We start from the raw sequence: 16,642 nt of genomic DNA, 5'->3' as shown, positions 1-16,642 counted from the left end.
CCCATGTCACTGCCCCTGCAAGGCGCGGCCCTCGACGCCGCCATCACCTCCAGCATCGCCACCCTGAAGTCGACCTTCGGCGAGCAGGCTCCCGAAGTCGCCGTGGTGCTGGGCTCCGGCTGGTCCGGCGCCGTCGACCAGCTGCAGGACCAGCAGCACTTGCCGTATGCACAACTGCCGGCCTTCCCGCAGCCCAAGGTCGAGGGCCACGTCGCCGAGATCACCGTGGGCCGCGTCGGCCAGCAACGCGTGGCGATGCTGCGCGGCCGCGCCCATACCTACGAAAGCGGCGACTGCACCGGCATGGCCGGCGCGATCCGCAGCCTGAAGGCCTGGGGCGTGAAGGTGCTGGTGCTGACCAACGCGTCGGGCAGCCTGCGCTCGCACCAGCCGCCGGGCAGCCTCATGCTGATCGCGGACCACATCAACGCGCCGCAGCGCTCGCCGCTGACGGGCCTGCCGGGCAACGACCGCTTCACCGACATGAGCGTCGCCTACGACGCCGAGCTGCGCGAGCAGGGCTTCAAGATCGCCCGCCAGCACAACATGGTGCTGACCGAGGGCGTGTACGTGTGGGCCGTCGGCCCGCACTTCGAGACGCCGGCCGAGATCCGCATGTTCGCGGCCTGGGGCGCGGACGCCGTCGGCATGAGCACCGTGCCGGAGACCATCCTGGCCCGCCATGCCGGCCTGCGCGTCGCCGGCCTGGCGCTGATCACCAACATGGCCGCCGGCATGTCCGACGAGGCCCTGACGCACGCGTTGACGCTGCAGCAGGCCAAGCTGTCGGGCGAGCGCGCCGCCGCCTTCCTGGGCCAGTACTTGGCCTCGTTGGCGACGCTGGCATCGGTGAAGGCCTGATCCGGCCGGCGCAAGATCGGGCCGGCAGGCCCGGGCGGCATGTCGCGATGCGTCGCGGCGTGAGCGCCGCCGGGGCCGCCTCGCCCGCTCGGCGCCATGTCGATCCGCGCGCGCGGGATCGACGCAGTCAAGCAGCAGGGAGCAGTAAATGAAGACCGACATGAGTCTCGAACAAGCGGCGCGTCTGGCGCTGCGGTGCCTGGATCTGACCAGCCTCAACGACGGCGACACCGCCGCCGACATCGACGCGTTGTGCGTGCGTGCCATCGGCGCGCCGTCGCGCGGCCACGTGGCCGCCGTGTGCGTCTGGCCCCGCTTCGTCGCGCAGGCGCGCGCCGCGCTGCCGGCGGACATCCGCGTCGCGGCGGTCGCGAATTTCCCCGACGGCGGCCTGGACCTGCCGCGCGTGCTGGCCGAGGTGGACCGCATCGCTCAGGACGGCGCGCAGGAAGTGGACGTGGTGCTGCCGTACCGCGCGCTGATGGCGGGCCGGTCGAGCGACGTGGCGGAGTTCCTCGCCGAGGTGCGCCACGCCACGCGACCCCTGACGCTCAAGGTCATCATCGAATCGGGCGAGCTGGCCTCGCGCGAGCGCATCGCCGAGGCGACGCGCCTGGCGCTGATGGCCGGCGCGGACTTCGTCAAGACCAGCACCGGCAAGTCCAAGGTGTCGGCGACGCCCGCGGCGGCGGCCACGATGTTGCATGAGATCGCCGTCAGCGGACTGGGCAACGCGGGCTTCAAGGCCTCGGGCGGGATCCGCTCGGTGGCGGATGCGAGAGGCTATCTGCAGCTTGCCGCCGCCGAGCTCGGCATCGACGCGCTGACGCCGCAACGCATGCGCTTCGGCGCCAGCGGCCTGCTGAGCGACATCGAGGCCGTGCTGGCCGGCGAGGACAGCGCGGCGGTGAGCTCGGCGTACTGACGCCACCGGGCCGAGGCCCGGCACGCGGCGTCGCGAGGTGGCGCGCGCGACCGACACGGCGGCGAGACAGAACAGACGAGACGTGTCGCGCGTGGGCGCGGCGATCACAAGGACAGAAGGCACCATGCTGGTTCAGGAAATCATTCGCACCAAACGCGAGGGCAAGGCGTTGGACGAGGCGCAGATCCAGCACTTCGTGCACGGCCTGGTGGACGGCAGCTGGAGCGAGGGCCAGGTGGCGGCGCTGGGCATGGCGGTGTTCCTGCGCGGCATGGACCGCGCCGAGGCCGTGGCGCTGACGCGCGCGATGATGCACAGCGGCCGCGTGCTGAGCTGGCCCGACATGCCGGGCCCGGTGCTGGACAAGCACTCCAGCGGCGGCGTTGGCGACAAGATCAGCCTGATGCTGGCGCCGATGGTGGCGGCCTGCGGCGGCTACGTGCCGATGATCGCGGGCCGCGGCCTGGGACACACCGGCGGCACGGTGGACAAGCTCGAGGCCATCCCCGGCTACTCGACCGCGCCGGCGCCGGCCGATTTCGACCGCATCGTGCGCACGCTGGGCTGCGCCATCATCGGCCAGACCGGCGATCTGGCGCCCGCGGACAAGCGCTTCTACGCGACCCGCGACGTGACCGCGACGGTCGAGAGCGTGCCGCTGATCACGGCCAGCATCCTTTCCAAGAAACTCGCCGCCGGCCTGCAGGGCCTGGCGATGGACATCAAGTGCGGCAACGGCGCCTTCGCCGCGACGCCGGAGTTCGGCCAGGAACTCGCGCGGAGCATCGTCGAGGTCGCCGGCGGCGCCGGGCTGCGTACCCGCGCGTTGATCACCGACATGAACCAGGTGCTGGGCCGGGAAGTGGGCAATGCGCTGGAGGTGCAGGGCGTCATCGACTACCTGAAGGGCGACAAGCCACGAGAGGCTCGCACCCATGAGCTGACCCTGGCGCTGTGCGCGGAGATGCTGGTGCTGGGGGGCTTGGCCCCGGATGTGGGCGCCGCGCGCGTGAAGCTGCAGGCGGCGCTGGACAGCGGCGCCGCGGCGGAACGCTTTGCCCGGATGGTCGCGGCGTTGGGTGGGCCGGTCGATCTGTTGGAACGCCCTCAGGCCTACCTGCCTTCGGCGCCGGTCGTGAAACCCGTGCCCGCGCCGCGCGCCGGCCGGATCACGGGCATGCAGACCCGTGACATCGGGTTGGTCATCGTCGAACTCGGCGGCGGCCGACGCCTGCCCAGCGATACGCTGGACATGCGTGTCGGGCTCGATCGGATGGCGCAGCTCGGCGAAGTCCTCTCCGCCGGCCAGCCGATGGCCTTCGTCCACGCCGCCGACGAGGCGGCCGCCGATCGGGCGATCGCGCAGGTGACGGCTGCTGTGACAATCGCGGACGCCGGGGCGCCGTGGAAGGCTCCCTCGCTGGTGATGGCGGAACTCGGATAGACCGAGACGTCTCCGGAGTCCGGAGGCGCCCGTCCTCACAAGTCCCAGGATCGGACGGGCGCCCTTTGGGATCCCTCCGACCGAAACGCTCTCGCTTCTCGCATGTCTCTCGCCCCTCCAGCGCTTCCAACCTTCGCCATGAATCACCCCGCCCAGCCCCATCAAGACGCCACCGGTGGCGATGTCGCCAACAACAGCGATGACGCCGATGCGGGTGCTGGCGAGGGCGATCACGAGGATGCGGGTCGGGAAGGGGCATCGCATCCGCGCGCGCGCATCCGCAGCTTCGTCGTCCGCGCGGGGCGCATGGGGACGGGGCAGATCAAGGCGCTCGCCGAGCTCGGGCCGCGATTCGTGTTGCCGTTCAAGGCGGAGCCGCTGGACTTCGAGGCGACGTTCGGGCGCAAGGCGCCGGTGGTCTTCGAGATCGGTTTCGGCATGGGCGGTCCCACGGCGCAGATCGCGCGCACGTTGGCGGACCACGACTTCATCGGTTGCGAGGTGCACGAGCCGGGCGTCGGCGCCTTGCTGAAGCTGATCGGCGAGCAGGAGATCCCCAACATCCGCATCTTCCAGCACGACGCCGTCGAGGTGCTGGACGGCATGATTCCCACGGGATCGCTGGCGGGCGTGCACATCTATTTCCCCGATCCGTGGCACAAGAAGCGCCACAACAAGCGTCGGCTGGTCCAGCCGCAGTTCGTCGCCAAGCTGGTGCGACACCTGGCCCCTGGCGGCTACCTGCACCTGGCGACGGACTGGGAGCCGTATGCCCAGCAGATGCTGGAGGTGCTGAGCGCCGATCCGGACCTGGTCAACACGTCGGCGCGCGCCGACGGTTACTCGGACAAGCCGGACTACCGCCCGCTGACCAAGTTCGAGCACCGTGGCCTGAAGCTGGGGCATGGGGTGTGGGACCTGGTATTCCGGCGCAAGGCCGACGCGCCCGGCGCATGACGAAGGTCAGGACCGCGGTGGGGGCGAAGGCGTGCGGCGCCGCCCCGCGCGGTGGCCGCTGGTAGAGTTCCGCCCCATGTCCGAATCCAATTCACTGGCCGGCCGGCATGTCCTGCTGGGGCTCTCCGGCGGCATCGCCTGCTACAAGATCGCGGAGCTCACCCGCTTGCTGGTGAAGGCCGGCGCCACGGTGCAGGTGCTGATGACCGAGGCCGCGCAGGCCTTCATCACGCCGGTCACCATGCAGGCGCTGTCCAACCGTCCCGTGTTCACCAGCCAATGGGATGCGCGCCCGGACAACAACATGGCGCACATCAACCTGACCCGCGAGGCCGACGTGATGCTGATCGCGCCGGCCAGCGCCGACATGATCGCCAAGCTGGCGCAGGGCCGCGCCGACGAGCTGATGTCGCTGACGGCGCTGGCGCGTCCCGCCCAGCGCTGCGCGCTGCTGCTGGCCCCGGCCATGAACCGCGAGATGTGGGCCCACCCGGCGACGCAGCGCAATCTGGCGCAGGTCGAGGCCGACGGCGCCAAGGTCCTGGGCGTGGGGTCTGGCGACCAGGCCTGCGGCGAGGTCGGCGACGGCCGCATGCTGGAGCCGCAGCAACTGCTGGAGCACGTCGTGGCGCACTTCCAGCCCAAGGTGCTGGTGGGCCGCAAGGTCCTGATCACCGCGGGCCCGACCTACGAAGCGATCGACCCGGTGCGCGGTATCACGAACCGCTCCAGCGGCAAGATGGGCTTCGCTGTCGCGCGCGCCGCGGCGGAGGCGGGCGCCGAGGTGACGCTGGTCGCCGGTCCGGTCCACCTGCCGACGCCGCTGGGCGTGCGGCGCATCGACGTGCAGAGCGCGCGCGAGATGCTCGACGCCGTGCTGCCGCTGGCGGCGTCGCATCACGCCTTCGTCGCCACCGCGGCGGTGGCCGACTGGCGGCCCGCGCAGACGCACGAACACAAGATCAAGAAGAACGCCAAGGCGGGCGAGGCTGTCGCGCCCGGGCTGGAACTGGCCGAGAACCCCGACATCCTGGCGACCGTCGCGGCGCTGCCGCATCCGCCGATGTGCGTGGGTTTCGCGGCCGAGAGCCAGGACCTGATCAAGCATGCCCGCGAGAAGCGCCAGCGCAAGAACGTCCCGCTGATCGTGGCCAACGTCGGACCGGCCACCTTCGGCCAGGACGACAACGCCCTGACCCTGGTCGACGCCCGCGGCGAACGCGAGCTCTCTCGCGCCGACAAGCTGACCCTGGCCCGCGAGCTGGTGCGCGAGATCGCGCAGCGGCTGACGACCTACAACGCCTGAATCCGCAGGCCTTCTTCCGGCGCCGGCCCCAGGCGGCGTCGGCTCATTCGTATTTCCCTCCCGACCTCATGACCACCATCGACCTGAAAGTGCTGGACCGCCGCATGGCCGAGCAACTGCCGGCTTACGCGACGACGGGCAGCGCCGGCCTGGACCTGCGCGCCTGCCTCGACGACGCGATCGTGCTCGCGCCTGGCGACACGACGCTGATCCCGACCGGCCTGGCGATTCACATCGGCGACCCTGGCCTGGCCGCGATGATCCTGCCGCGCTCCGGCCTGGGCCACAAGCACGGCATCGTGCTGGGCAACCTGGTGGGCCTGATCGACTCGGACTACCAGGGTCAGTTGATGGTCAGCGTGTGGAACCGCGGCAAGGACGCGTTCACGATCCAGCCCATGGAGCGCATCGCGCAGATGGTCATCGTGCCCGTGGTGCAGGCGGCTTTCCGGGTTGTCGAAGAATTCGACATGTCGGCGCGTGGCGAGGGCGGCTTCGGCTCGACCGGCAAAGCCTGAGACGAGCCAGGCTTGACGCGGGCCGCGCCCCGCGCCGCAGCCCACGCTGCCACGAGTCGAACGAACCGCAGCGAGAGGCTCGACCGCTCAATGGCCGCCCACACCGCAGCCAGTATTTGCAGAGAGGCGAATGCGCGCCAGCGAGGTGCTGATTAGCTCGGTGGGCGCGTCCCGCGAAAGCGGGCAAGCCTTCGCAGCGAGGCGGTGGGACGTCAGCGAGTGGTGGGGGTTCCAGTAGCAGTGCTGGACGAGTCTCGGAGCGCAGTGACGAGCGACGGACCGCGTGTCAGCGAGCAAGCTCGCCGGGAGTCCAAGCGCTTCTTTGGTTCCTTTCTGGGCGCGACCAGAAAGGGACTCGCCCGCCGGGGCGAAATCCCGGCGGGCTCTGGCAAAAGCGAAAGAGGGGGGGGAAGAACCCATCAATCCCCATGCCCGTGACCCGTCTCCACCCCAGCCGCATCCGCATCCACTGGCGCGCTAGCATTCACCCCATCGAAGAAGAACGGCCGCCGGTTTTTCTTCACCGGCCAGATCTCGTTCATTGACGGGATGTCAAAGACACGCCCCCCCTGCATGACCTTGCTGATGCGGTCGCTCTGCCGAATGTCCTTGAGCACGTCCCCATCGAGGATGACCAGGTCGGCCAGCTTCCCTGGCTCCAACGACCCGATGTCCTTGTCCAGCCCGAGGTAGCGCGCCGGATTGAGCGTTGCGGTCCGGATGGCTTCCAGCGAGGTCATTCCACCGAGGCCCATCATCCACATTTCCCAATGCGCCCCGAGACCTTCCCGCTGCCCATGGGCGCCGATATTGACGGGCACGCCGGCACGCTGGAGTTCTGTCGCGGTCCTGGCGACCTGGATGACGTTGAAGTCTTCCTCGGGTGCTGTTTCGCGCCGCACGCTGCGGGGTTCCAGCACGGCCTTGGGCACATAGCGGCTGAGGATGGGATGGCGCCAGACATCGGTGCGGGCGTACCAGTAGTGTTCCCCGTCGAGGCCGCCATAGGCGACGTTGAGCGTCGGCGTGTAGCCGACCTGCGTCTGCGGCCACAGCTGCTTCACATCGTCATAGACCTTGCCGACGGGGAGCGCGTGCTCGATGCCGGTGTGGCCGTCGACGATCATGTTCATGTTGAGCTGGAACAGCGACCCGCCTTCCGGCACGACCATCATGTCGGTCCCGCGCGCGGCTTCGAGCACCTGCTGGCGCTGATCCCGTCGCGGCTGGTTGTAGCTCTTGACGCTGATTGCGCCCGCCGCCCGAAGCCGTTTCAGATGGGTTTGCGCGTCTTCGAGGTTGTTGATGACCGCCGAGAAGTCCGCCTTCGCGCCGTACAGCACCGTGCCTGTGGAATAGATCCGCGGCGCCACCACGCGCCCCGTGCGCTGCATCTCGGACTGGGTGTAGATATCGCTGGTGCGATTGGACGGGTCGTGCAGCGTCGTCAGCCCGAAGGCGAGCGAGGCGTAATTGATCCAGCTTTGCTGCGGGATGATCTCGCTCTCCGCCATCGTGCCATGCCAGTGCGCGTCGATGAGCCCGGGGATGACCGTCTTGCCCGCGGCCTGGATCACCTCGGTGCCGGCCGGAAGGGTCACCGACGCGCGCGGCCCGATGGCGACGATGCGGTCGTTCTCCACCAGGATGGCGCCGTCCTCGATGACCTCGTCGGGCCGCTGCGCGTTCATCGTGACGATGCGCGCGCCGACGACGGCGACGCGGCCGCGCGGCTTGTCCGCGGTCAGCGTCAGGGCGATCTTCGCGCCGTGTTCCGAGGGCTTGAAGCCGGGCTTCATGGCCTGCTCGATGGACACGCTGAAGAGCTCATTGCCCAGCGCGTAGTGCAGTGACTTGCTGTCACCCGACCACTGCAGGTCGTCGGCCGCGTTGACGTCCAGCTTCTTCACCGGCATGGCGTCGGCCTTGGGGCCGATGGTCTGCAGCTTGCCGCTGGGCGCGAGCGGCGTGATGTAGGTGTGGAAGCGTTCCGAGAAGCCCAGCCACTGGCCGTCCGGCGATACGGTGAAGGTCGTGGCGAACTCGCTCTTGGCGACGGCGAGCTCGCTGCGCTCCGTCAGGCCCAGGCGGATCAGTTGATGGTTGGAATCGACCTCACCGGTGCGCTGCAACCGGGTGACGTAGAGCGTGTCGTTGTCGGCGCCGAACTGCGGCGCTTCGCCGTCCTTGGTCACGCGGCGCGGCTGGCCCTTGCCGTCGGCGGAGGCGACGTAGATGCCGGGCTCCAGGCTGTTCCAGGGGGAAGTCAGGTAGCCGCCCCTGGCCTTTTGATAGGCGATGGTCTTGCCGTCGGGCGAGAACGCCGGCGACAGGTACTTGCCCGGCTCCGGCGTGACGACGCTCTCGCGGCCGCTGGCCAGATCGAGCGTGCGCACGCGTGCCTGCTCGGTGTCGTTCCAGCTGACGTAGACGATCCGCCCGCCATCGCGAGAGAACGCGGGGAAGTACTCGAAGCGATCGGTCTGCTTCGTCAGCCGGCGAGCCTCGCCGACCGGCAGGCCGTCACGCAACTCGCTGACATAGAGATACCCGGCGGCCGAGAACACCACCCGCTTGCCGTCCGGCGCCACCTTGACCCAGCGCATCATGCGCGACTCGAAGGTCGCCGGCGCGACCTCGTGCGCGAAGCGCAACGCGGGCGTGACCTGGCGCTCGTCCTTCACATGGAAGGGGATCTCGGCGACGGTCGACTTGAACGGGTCGATGCGCCACAGCTTGCCCTGCGCCCAGGCCACGACCTGCTTGCTGTCGGGCATCCAGGCGATGCCCGGATAGACGCCGTGCACCGACCACGACTCCTGCAGGTCGCGCTCCATGCCGGTCCAGGCGGGGAACTCGCGGCCGGTCTTGAGGTCCTTCAGGAACAGCGTCGTCTGGCTGCCTGCGTCGTTGCGCAGGCGGCGGATGAAGGCGAGGTAGCGACCGTCGGGGGAGGGCGTCGGGCGGATCGCGCCGCCGGGGCCGCTGACGAAGGACTCGGTCGTGCCGTCGCTCAGGTCCTGGCGGTAGATGCGGAAGATTTCGCCGGTGCTGTTCTTGTTGTACTCGAAGGTGCGGCCCGGGGTGCTGTCCTGCGAGTAGTACAGGAACTTGCCATCGGGCGACAGGGCGGGCTCGCCCAGGTCCTTCTGCCAGTTGGGCTTCTCGTTGAGCTGCTGGCCCTTGCCGCCGTCGACGTGATAGAGCCAGATCTCGCCGCTGCCCAGCGAGCGGGTACCGGTGAAGTGCTTGCGTGCCGCGATGTACTTGCCGCCCGGATGCCAGACCGGGTTGTTGAGCAGGCGGAAGTCTTCGGTCGTCAGCGCGCGGGCGTTGCTGCCGTCGGCGTTCATGACCCAGATGTTGTCGCCGCCGCCGGCGTCGGAGACGTAGGCGATCTGCTTGCCGTCGGGCGAGAAGCGCGGCTGCATTTCCCACGCGATCGAATGCGTCAGCGCCTTGGCCTCGCCTCCCGCGATGGGCATCACATACAGGTCGCCGAGCAGGTCGAACACGACCTGCTTGCCGTCCGGGCTCACGTCGACGGACATCCAGGTGCCGGTGCGCACGTCCAGCTGGGCGATGCGCTTCTCGCCGGGCGGCTGGTTGACGTTCCACTTGGCCGCGGGCGCCGAGGCCGCGGTGGCGGGCGTGGTGGTTGGCGTGGCCGACGGGCTCTCGGCCGCGAAGGCGGCACCGGCCTGCAGGACCAGGCCGAAAGCGATCACGCCCGCGCGGGCGGGCGTGACGGGGAAGCGGGTCGAGAAACGGGTCGAAAGAGAAGAGATCGCGGCCCGCTTCGTGAGCGTCTTGTTCGGCATGGGGCACCCTGGGATGAAGAGTGCCGGCAGCATAGACGCCGCCCCGGCGCGACCCCGACCGGGTTTGCCTGGGCATGACGAATGGCGGTGCGATGGGCGTGCGACAGCGCGCGTGAGGCGCGACAAAAGGGCGCCGGCTTGCGCGCGGCGCCCTTCATGAAGCGAGGTGGACGGCTTACTTCGCCCGCGATGTCACGATGGCGTCGGCGACGTTCTTCGGCGCCTCGCTGTAATGCTTGAACTCCATCGTGTAGGTCGCGCGACCCTGCGTCGCCGAACGCAGCGAGGTGGAGTACCCGAACATCTCCGACAGCGGCACCTCGGCCTTGATGGTCTTGCCGCCGCCGACCATGTCGTCCATGCCCTGCACCATGCCGCGACGGCTGGACAGGTCTCCCATCACGGTGCCGGCATAGTCCTCGGGCGTCTCGACCTCGACCGCCATCATCGGCTCCAGGATCACCGGACTGGCGCGCCGGCAGGCTTCCTTGAAGCCCATGGACGCGGCCATCTTGAAGGCGTTCTCGTTCGAGTCCACATCGTGGTACGAGCCGAAGGTCAGCGTCACCTTGACGTCCACCACCGGATAGCCGGCCAGCACGCCGTTGGGCAGGGTGTCGATGACGCCCTTCTCGACGGCCGGGATGTACTCGCGCGGCACCACGCCGCCCTTGATCGCGTCGACGAACTCGAAGCCCTTGCCCGGCTCCTGCGGCTCGACGGTGAAGACGACGTGGCCGTACTGGCCCTTGCCGCCGGACTGGCGCACGAACTTGCCCTCCACGTCCTCGACCCGCTTGCGGATGGTCTCGCGGTAGGCCACCTGCGGCTTGCCGACGTTGGCCTCGACGCTGAACTCGCGCTTCATGCGGTCGACGATGATTTCCAGATGGAGCTCGCCCATGCCGGAGATGATGGTCTGGCCGGACTCCTCGTCGGTGCGCACGCGGAAGGACGGATCCTCCGCGGCCAGGCGGCCCAGCGCGATGCCCATCTTCTCCTGGTCGGCCTTGGTCTTGGGCTCCACCGCCTGCGAGATCACCGGCTCCGGGAAGATCATCTTCTCCAGCGTGATGATGGCCTCGGGATCGCACAGGGTCTCGCCGGTGGTGACGTCGCGCAGGCCCACGCAGGCGGCGATGTCGCCGGCCAGGATCTCCTTGATCTCCTCCCGCTGGTTGGCGTGCATCTGCAGGATGCGGCCAATGCGTTCCTTCTTGCCGCGCGTCGGGTTGTAGACCGCGTCGCCCGATTTCAGGATGCCCGAGTACACCCGCACGAAGGTCAGCTGACCCACATACGGATCGGTCATCAGCTTGAAGGCGAGGGCGCTGAACTTCTCGTTGTCGTCGGCCTTGCGGACGGTGTCCTGCTCATCGTCGTCGGTGCCGTGCACCGGCGGGATGTCGATGGGCGACGGCATGAAGTCGATCACCGCGTCCAGCATGCGCTGCACGCCCTTGTTCTTGAAGGCGGTGCCGCACAGCATGGGCTGGATCTCGCCGGCGATGGTGCGCTGGCGGATCGCGCGGCGGATCTCTTCCTCGGTCAGCGTGCCGGACTCGAGGTACTTGTTCATGAGCTCCTCGTCGGCCTCGGCGGCGACCTCGACCAGCTTCTCGTGCCACTCGTCGGCCTGCGCCCTGAGCTCGGCCGGGATGTCCCTGTATTCGAACTTCATGCCCTGCGAGGCGTCGTCCCAATAGATGGCCTTCATCTTGAGCAGGTCGATCACGCCCTTGAACTGGTCTTCCGCGCCGATCGGCAGCACGATGGGCACGGGGTTGGCCTTCAGGCGGTCAACCATCATCTGGCGCACGCGGAAGAAGTCCGCGCCGACGCGGTCCATCTTGTTGACGAAGGCCAGCCGCGGCACCTTGTACTTGTTGGCCTGGCGCCAGACGGTCTCGGATTGCGGCTGCACGCCGCCGACCGAGTCGTACACCATCACCGCGCCGTCCAGCACGCGCATGGAGCGCTCCACCTCGATGGTGAAGTCGACGTGCCCCGGGGTGTCGATGATGTTGATGCGATGCTCGGGATAGGAGCGGTCCATGCCCTTCCAGAAGCAGGTCGTCGCCGCGGACGTGATGGTGATGCCACGCTCCTGCTCCTGCTCCATCCAGTCCATCGTGGCGGCGCCATCGTGGACTTCGCCGATCTTGTGATTGACCCCGGTATAGAACAGGATGCGCTCCGTCGTCGTCGTCTTGCCGGCGTCGATGTGCGCCGAGATGCCGATGTTTCGGTAGTGCTCGATGGGGGTCTTGCGGGACATGGTGGTCTCCAGTGGCGAGAAGGGCGGCACGGCGCCGGGCGGCGATGTGGTCGGCCCGGGGAAAACCAACCAATGTACCGAGAAGGGATGTCGCTTGCCATCCACCACTCGGAAGAGCCCGACGCCGCTGGGGCTGACCGGCAGGCCGTTCGCCCGCGGTGGTCAGACCTGACCCCTTGAACAAGGGGGGCACGCCTGGGCGGTTGCCGTGATTCCATCCAGTTACGAAGGTGTCGCCTCACTTACATTCGTTAGCTTTCTTGGGGAGATGTCGTGCGTTTGACTTTGTTGGGGCCGGTTCTGGCCACTGCCGTGGCCTTGGGCCCCCAGATGGCCGGCGCTGCCGCTTCCGCTGAAGTAATCGCCGCCGGCAACTTGACCGCCTCGGCGCCCGCTCGGGCCGAGGCGACGCATGGGGTGGGGCCTGGCATGACCTGCGTGGTGCCCGACGGCTGGTGGTCGCTGGACCCCAAGCAGCCGAGCCAGGCCGAGGTCGTCAAGGTGCTCGCGCTGAAGTCGCTGTACACCGGCGTTCCCGGCGCCTGGGTGCAGCCGGTGCGCGGGCAACTCGCCGGGCACCAGTACCAGGTCGCCCTCGAGCGCCTCACCGACTGCCATTGAAGGCGCCGGGGCTTTGTCCCCGGACGCCACGGGCGATCGATCGTCGCCCTCGGACTTTCAGCACCGCAGTCGCGAACGCAGGGCCGCTCCCGGGAGGGAGGCGGCCTGATCGTCATTGGCTGTTCATCCGCACCGCGCCGCCGGTTCGCGAAGCGCGTGTCCCGCGCCGGGTTTCCTGCGGCCGCGGGTGGCGCAATGTGTCGTCCAGCCTCCAGGGGCTCGGTACTCACGGACGGGTCGCCCAGGCGTGACCCTGCCAACTGGCGGCGGTCGTCCGGCTCCTCGACCCGAGGCATGCCGGTCGGTGCAGATTCGACCGCCGTCGTTCACCAGACAAGCGCAGCTGACAAATCTCAGTGATCGACCGACCTGGGTATCATTTTTATCACTTGTCCGTGTATATTTCACTTGCAATGGCCAGCCCGGCCCCTCGCACGGCCGGTTCGTTAGGGGAATTGAACGCCCACGAATTCCACGGCACGCGCATTTGGCAGCGAGTTTTCCGTTCGAAGCCCAATCGCTGATCGCCGAGATTGTCAATTGTCAACATCGCCGGCTTGATATTCCGACCGACCGATGTCTGGCGTGGGTTTCTTCACGGAATTCCTGATGCGATAGCAAGTTTGAGTAGAAATGTGATTGTTATGGGTGATTAGCAATCGGATGTCGGTGGGCAACACTGGCGTGGAGTTTGCGGATGGATTTATGCCATGAGAAATATGTACGCCGTGTCCTTGGGGCTGATCGCTGCGGGTGTCGCAAGCACTTTGATCGAGAGAGTCATCCCTGTGGGTCCCTCATATGAGCTGACTGCTATTGGTTACTTGCTGGGTGCCGGCGGTCTGATCCTGCTGACGATGTGTTTGGCGGCCACCGTCGAATCCTGGCTGAAAGCCCGACGGCGCCGGGCTTCGCAGGCTGACGACCCCGGTTGGAAGCAGCGCGCGCCACGTGTTTTCGACCACCATTGAATTTGCAGTCTGGCGATTTCGGGTTTACTTGCTTCGGTGATTGTCCGTTTCCGCTCGCCCGCGAAACTGAGCCCGCCTTTTGGGCAACGGGACAACGAGTGAGAAGGAGCAAAACCCATGAGCATCGCCGTCGTGATCATCGAAGACGATCAAACCATCATGAAAAGACTGGTGGACGTGATTTCAATGAGCAGTTTCTGTGAAGTGGTCGGTATCGCAAGAAACCGGGGCGAGGCGGTTGCCGCGATCCTTGCCAACCGCGCCGATCTGTATGTGGTCGACCTGGGCCTGCCAGACGTGGACGGTGTCGACCTGATCCGGCTGGTGAGGGAAAAGTGTCCCGAGGCGCGCAGCGTCGTCGTCAGCACCTTCGGCGACAGCAAGCATGTGATGCGCAGCCTGCGCGCCGGCGCCAGCGGCTACCTGCTCAAGGAGGAGATCCATCCCTCGCTGGTCGACAAGCTGGTCAGCGCGCACAACGGGCAGGCCCCGCTCAGCCCGGCGGTCGCTCAACTGGTGGTGGACCGGATCGCTTCACTAGAGAACAACGTGCGGCCGCAGGTCGACCGGCAGAAGGTGCTCAAGGAACTGGGCCTGGGCGAACGCGAGTGGGAAGTCCTGCATCACCTCGCCGAGGGGTTGCCGATCGTGGAGATCGGTCGGCGGCTGAGCATCTCCCATCACACCGTCAATCAGCACCTGCGCAGCGTCTACCGCAAGCTCGGGGTGAAGTCGCGGGCGATGGCCGCCAACGCCGCGCGGGTCCACGGGTTGATCGATGAATAACCGCAGGCGCGGGTCGCTGAAGTCGGTCTGCTTCTGGCTGACCTTCTTCATCCTGGCATTGCTGGTGGTGGCCACCAGCAGCCTCGCGACGCGGGTCCACCGCATCGAGGGCGCACAGGACCTGGAGATCGTGCGCGCCGCGCCGGACTCGCGTGATGCGGGGCCCGAGGCACCGCGTCTGCAGGGCGGCTTCGTCGCCGACGAGCCCAAGGTCGCGCTCCCCTACTTCCGCGACGTGAGCCAGGTCGACGGCCTCAAGCGGATCCGCCTTCGCATCGACCTGGATCGCTACCTTGATCGTCCCGCGCCGTGCTGCGACCCGTTCCCGCGCGGCCAGGCACGCATTCCGCGCAAGAGCCTGTTGGTCAGCCAGGCGCTCGACGGGATGGACGTCTACCTGAACGACGTCTGGATCGGCGGCCTGCCCAAGTCCGACGCGACGGCCCGCTACAAGTGGTATCGGCCGCTGCAGGCACCGCTGGCGCGTCGGCTCCTCAAGCCGGAAGGCAACGTCCTGACGATCGAGCTGACCACCTGGGACCCCTACATCCAGCTGGCGCCGATCTATCTCGGCGACATCGATACCGTCGCCTACATCTACGAGCTGACCTACTTCATCGGCTCGTCGCTGGCCAACGCTTCCAACGTCTTCTGCCTGCTGGCCGGGATGTTCATGCTGGGCGCCTGGCTGGCCAGCCGCAAGGACGGTGCCATCTTCCTGCATGCCGGCGCGACGACGGTGCTGTGGTCGGTGCTGTTCTCGCTGATCCTGATGCCCTACGTGCCGGCGGGCCTCGTCTCGTTGTGGACCTGGGCCCAGTACGCCTGCCTGGGCGCGGTGGTGGCGGTGCTGACCCTGTTCATCTTCGCCTTCGTCGGCGAGCCGCTGGGGGGCGCCAGGCGGATCGCGTTGTTCGGAGCCGCGAGCGCTGCGGCGCTGGCATATCCGCTGCTGGGGCTACAGGGGCGCGAGTGGCTCGATGCGTACTGGTTGCCGGTGCTGCTGCTGTTCCACCTGTCCGCCTGCTCGCGGCTGGCCTTGCACGTGGCGCGGACGCGATCGCGCACGGCAATGTCGTTGCTGTTCCAGTCGGTGCTGGCGCAGGTCTTCGCGCTACGCGATCACAACGCGATATTGCATCTGATCAGCTTCCAGATGCCGGACGCGGGCTGGTCGCTGTCGCACCTGCTGGTGACGCCGGTGTTCCTGAGCCACCTGAGCGTGCCGCTGTTGCTCTTTGTCGTCGCGCAGATCCTGCTGGCGAAATTCCAGTCCAACGTGAAGCGCATCCGTGACAACAACCGGATCCTCACGGACACCCTGCAGCAGCGCGAGCGCGAGCTGCTCGTCAGCTACAACCGCCAGCGTGAGATGGAGAACGAGGCCGCCGCGCAGACCGAGCGCGATCGCATCTATCGCGACCTGCACGACGGCATCGGCTCCAAGCTCGTGACGACGCTGTTCAGCGTGCGTGATCGCGACATCGATCATCCCCGCCTCGAGTCGCATCTGATGGACGCGTTGCGGGATCTGCGCGAGATCATCTCGGTCACGGAGGTCCGTGAACAGCGCAGCATCCACGACGTACTGTTCACCTATTGCAGCAACCTCGACGAATCGCTCAGCCGGGCGGATTTCCAGATCGAGTACGACATCTCCGAGGGCCCTGAAATCGTGCTGTTGACCGATCTGTCCAAGCAGGTAATGCGCATCGTCGAAGAGTCGGTGGCCAACACCATCAAGTACGCCAACGCCAGCCGGCTGTCGATCCGGATGGCGGTGATCCACGGCGAGGTCCTCGAAGTGCTGATCGAGGACAACGGTCAGGCCGATGTCGCGGAGCCGGCCTTCGTCGATGGTTGCGATGGCGGGCGCGCGGACTCGCCGCTCTCTGGCGGCAGCGGCCTGTCGGGGCTGCGGCGTCGCGCGGAGGGCATCGGTGGCTGCTTCCATTTCGAGCGCACGTCGCAGGGGGCCCGCACCCGCCTGCGCCTGCCGCTGACGACCGCGAGTCCGGGAAACGAGTCGGTCGGCGACAGTTCCCAGTGGGCCGCGCCCGCAATGCCACTGAGCTGAGCCATCGAACGCCAGGCCGATCCTGGAAATACTGGGTACCCGCCCGATCCCCCGGGCCTACCGGTTTTCAGCTCCGG

Annotated in this window: 12 protein-coding genes; 10 read left to right on the top strand and 2 right to left on the bottom strand. The window is 67.6% G+C overall.

Annotation, left to right across the window (positions count from 1 at the left end):
- Positions 1–3 precede the first annotated feature (3 nt).
- From CDN99_RS00300 to dut, 6 genes are all read left to right on the top strand, one after another.
- Positions 4–861 carry a purine-nucleoside phosphorylase gene (locus tag CDN99_RS00300; protein WP_088382137.1) on the top strand — a complete coding sequence of 286 codons (858 nt, stop codon included), beginning with the start codon at positions 4–6 and terminating at the stop codon, positions 859–861.
- 160 nt (positions 862–1,021) lie between these two features.
- Positions 1,022–1,786, top strand: coding sequence for a deoxyribose-phosphate aldolase (gene deoC, locus CDN99_RS00295; protein WP_088383240.1), 765 nt, complete (start codon positions 1,022–1,024; stop codon positions 1,784–1,786).
- 124 nt (positions 1,787–1,910) lie between these two features.
- Positions 1,911–3,230, top strand: a complete 1,320-nt coding sequence (gene deoA, locus CDN99_RS00290; RefSeq protein ID WP_088382136.1) for a thymidine phosphorylase — start codon at positions 1,911–1,913, stop codon at positions 3,228–3,230.
- A gap of 138 nt (positions 3,231–3,368) precedes the next feature.
- Complete coding sequence (gene trmB, locus CDN99_RS00285) at positions 3,369–4,187, top strand: tRNA (guanosine(46)-N7)-methyltransferase TrmB (protein ID WP_088382135.1); 819 nt, start codon at positions 3,369–3,371, stop codon at positions 4,185–4,187.
- 76 nt (positions 4,188–4,263) lie between these two features.
- Positions 4,264–5,493 carry a bifunctional phosphopantothenoylcysteine decarboxylase/phosphopantothenate--cysteine ligase CoaBC gene (coaBC, locus tag CDN99_RS00280; RefSeq protein WP_088382134.1) on the top strand — a complete coding sequence of 410 codons (1,230 nt, stop codon included), beginning with the start codon at positions 4,264–4,266 and terminating at the stop codon, positions 5,491–5,493.
- Positions 5,494–5,561: 68 nt separating this feature from the next.
- Positions 5,562–6,011, top strand: a complete 450-nt coding sequence (gene dut / locus CDN99_RS00275) for a dUTP diphosphatase (protein ID WP_088382133.1) — start codon at positions 5,562–5,564, stop codon at positions 6,009–6,011.
- Between the two features lie 419 nt (positions 6,012–6,430).
- Here dut and CDN99_RS00270 read toward each other — a convergent pair whose 3' ends face one another.
- Positions 6,431–9,832, bottom strand: a complete 3,402-nt coding sequence (locus tag CDN99_RS00270) for an amidohydrolase family protein (RefSeq protein ID WP_088382132.1) — start codon at positions 9,830–9,832, stop codon at positions 6,431–6,433.
- A 175-nt stretch (positions 9,833–10,007) separates the two neighbouring features.
- Positions 10,008–12,110 carry an elongation factor G gene (gene fusA, locus CDN99_RS00265; RefSeq protein ID WP_088382131.1) on the bottom strand — a complete coding sequence of 701 codons (2,103 nt, stop codon included), beginning with the start codon at positions 12,108–12,110 and terminating at the stop codon, positions 10,008–10,010.
- 429 nt (positions 12,111–12,539) lie between these two features.
- Between fusA and CDN99_RS29055 the strand changes: the two genes are divergently transcribed.
- The 4 genes from CDN99_RS29055 (at position 12,540) to CDN99_RS00245 (ending at position 16,565) form a co-directional block, all read left to right on the top strand.
- Positions 12,540–12,731, top strand: coding sequence for a hypothetical protein (locus CDN99_RS29055; RefSeq protein ID WP_088382130.1), 192 nt, complete (start codon positions 12,540–12,542; stop codon positions 12,729–12,731).
- A gap of 710 nt (positions 12,732–13,441) precedes the next feature.
- Positions 13,442–13,702 carry a hypothetical protein gene (locus CDN99_RS00255; RefSeq protein WP_141100574.1) on the top strand — a complete coding sequence of 87 codons (261 nt, stop codon included), beginning with the start codon at positions 13,442–13,444 and terminating at the stop codon, positions 13,700–13,702.
- A 117-nt stretch (positions 13,703–13,819) separates the two neighbouring features.
- A complete protein-coding gene (locus tag CDN99_RS00250) occupies positions 13,820–14,488 on the top strand; it encodes a response regulator (protein ID WP_088382128.1) in 669 nt (222 codons plus the stop codon).
- Positions 14,481–16,565: a sensor histidine kinase gene (locus CDN99_RS00245; protein WP_088382127.1), complete on the top strand. Its 2,085-nt coding sequence runs from the start codon at positions 14,481–14,483 to the stop codon at positions 16,563–16,565. Before CDN99_RS00250 ends, CDN99_RS00245 begins: the two co-directional genes overlap by 8 nt.
- Positions 16,566–16,642 lie beyond the last annotated feature (77 nt).

The organism is Roseateles aquatilis (genome assembly GCF_002205645.1).
Lineage (GTDB): Bacteria > Pseudomonadota > Gammaproteobacteria > Burkholderiales > Burkholderiaceae_C > Roseateles > Roseateles aquatilis.
This window is presented reverse-complemented; position numbering and strand designations above follow the sequence as displayed.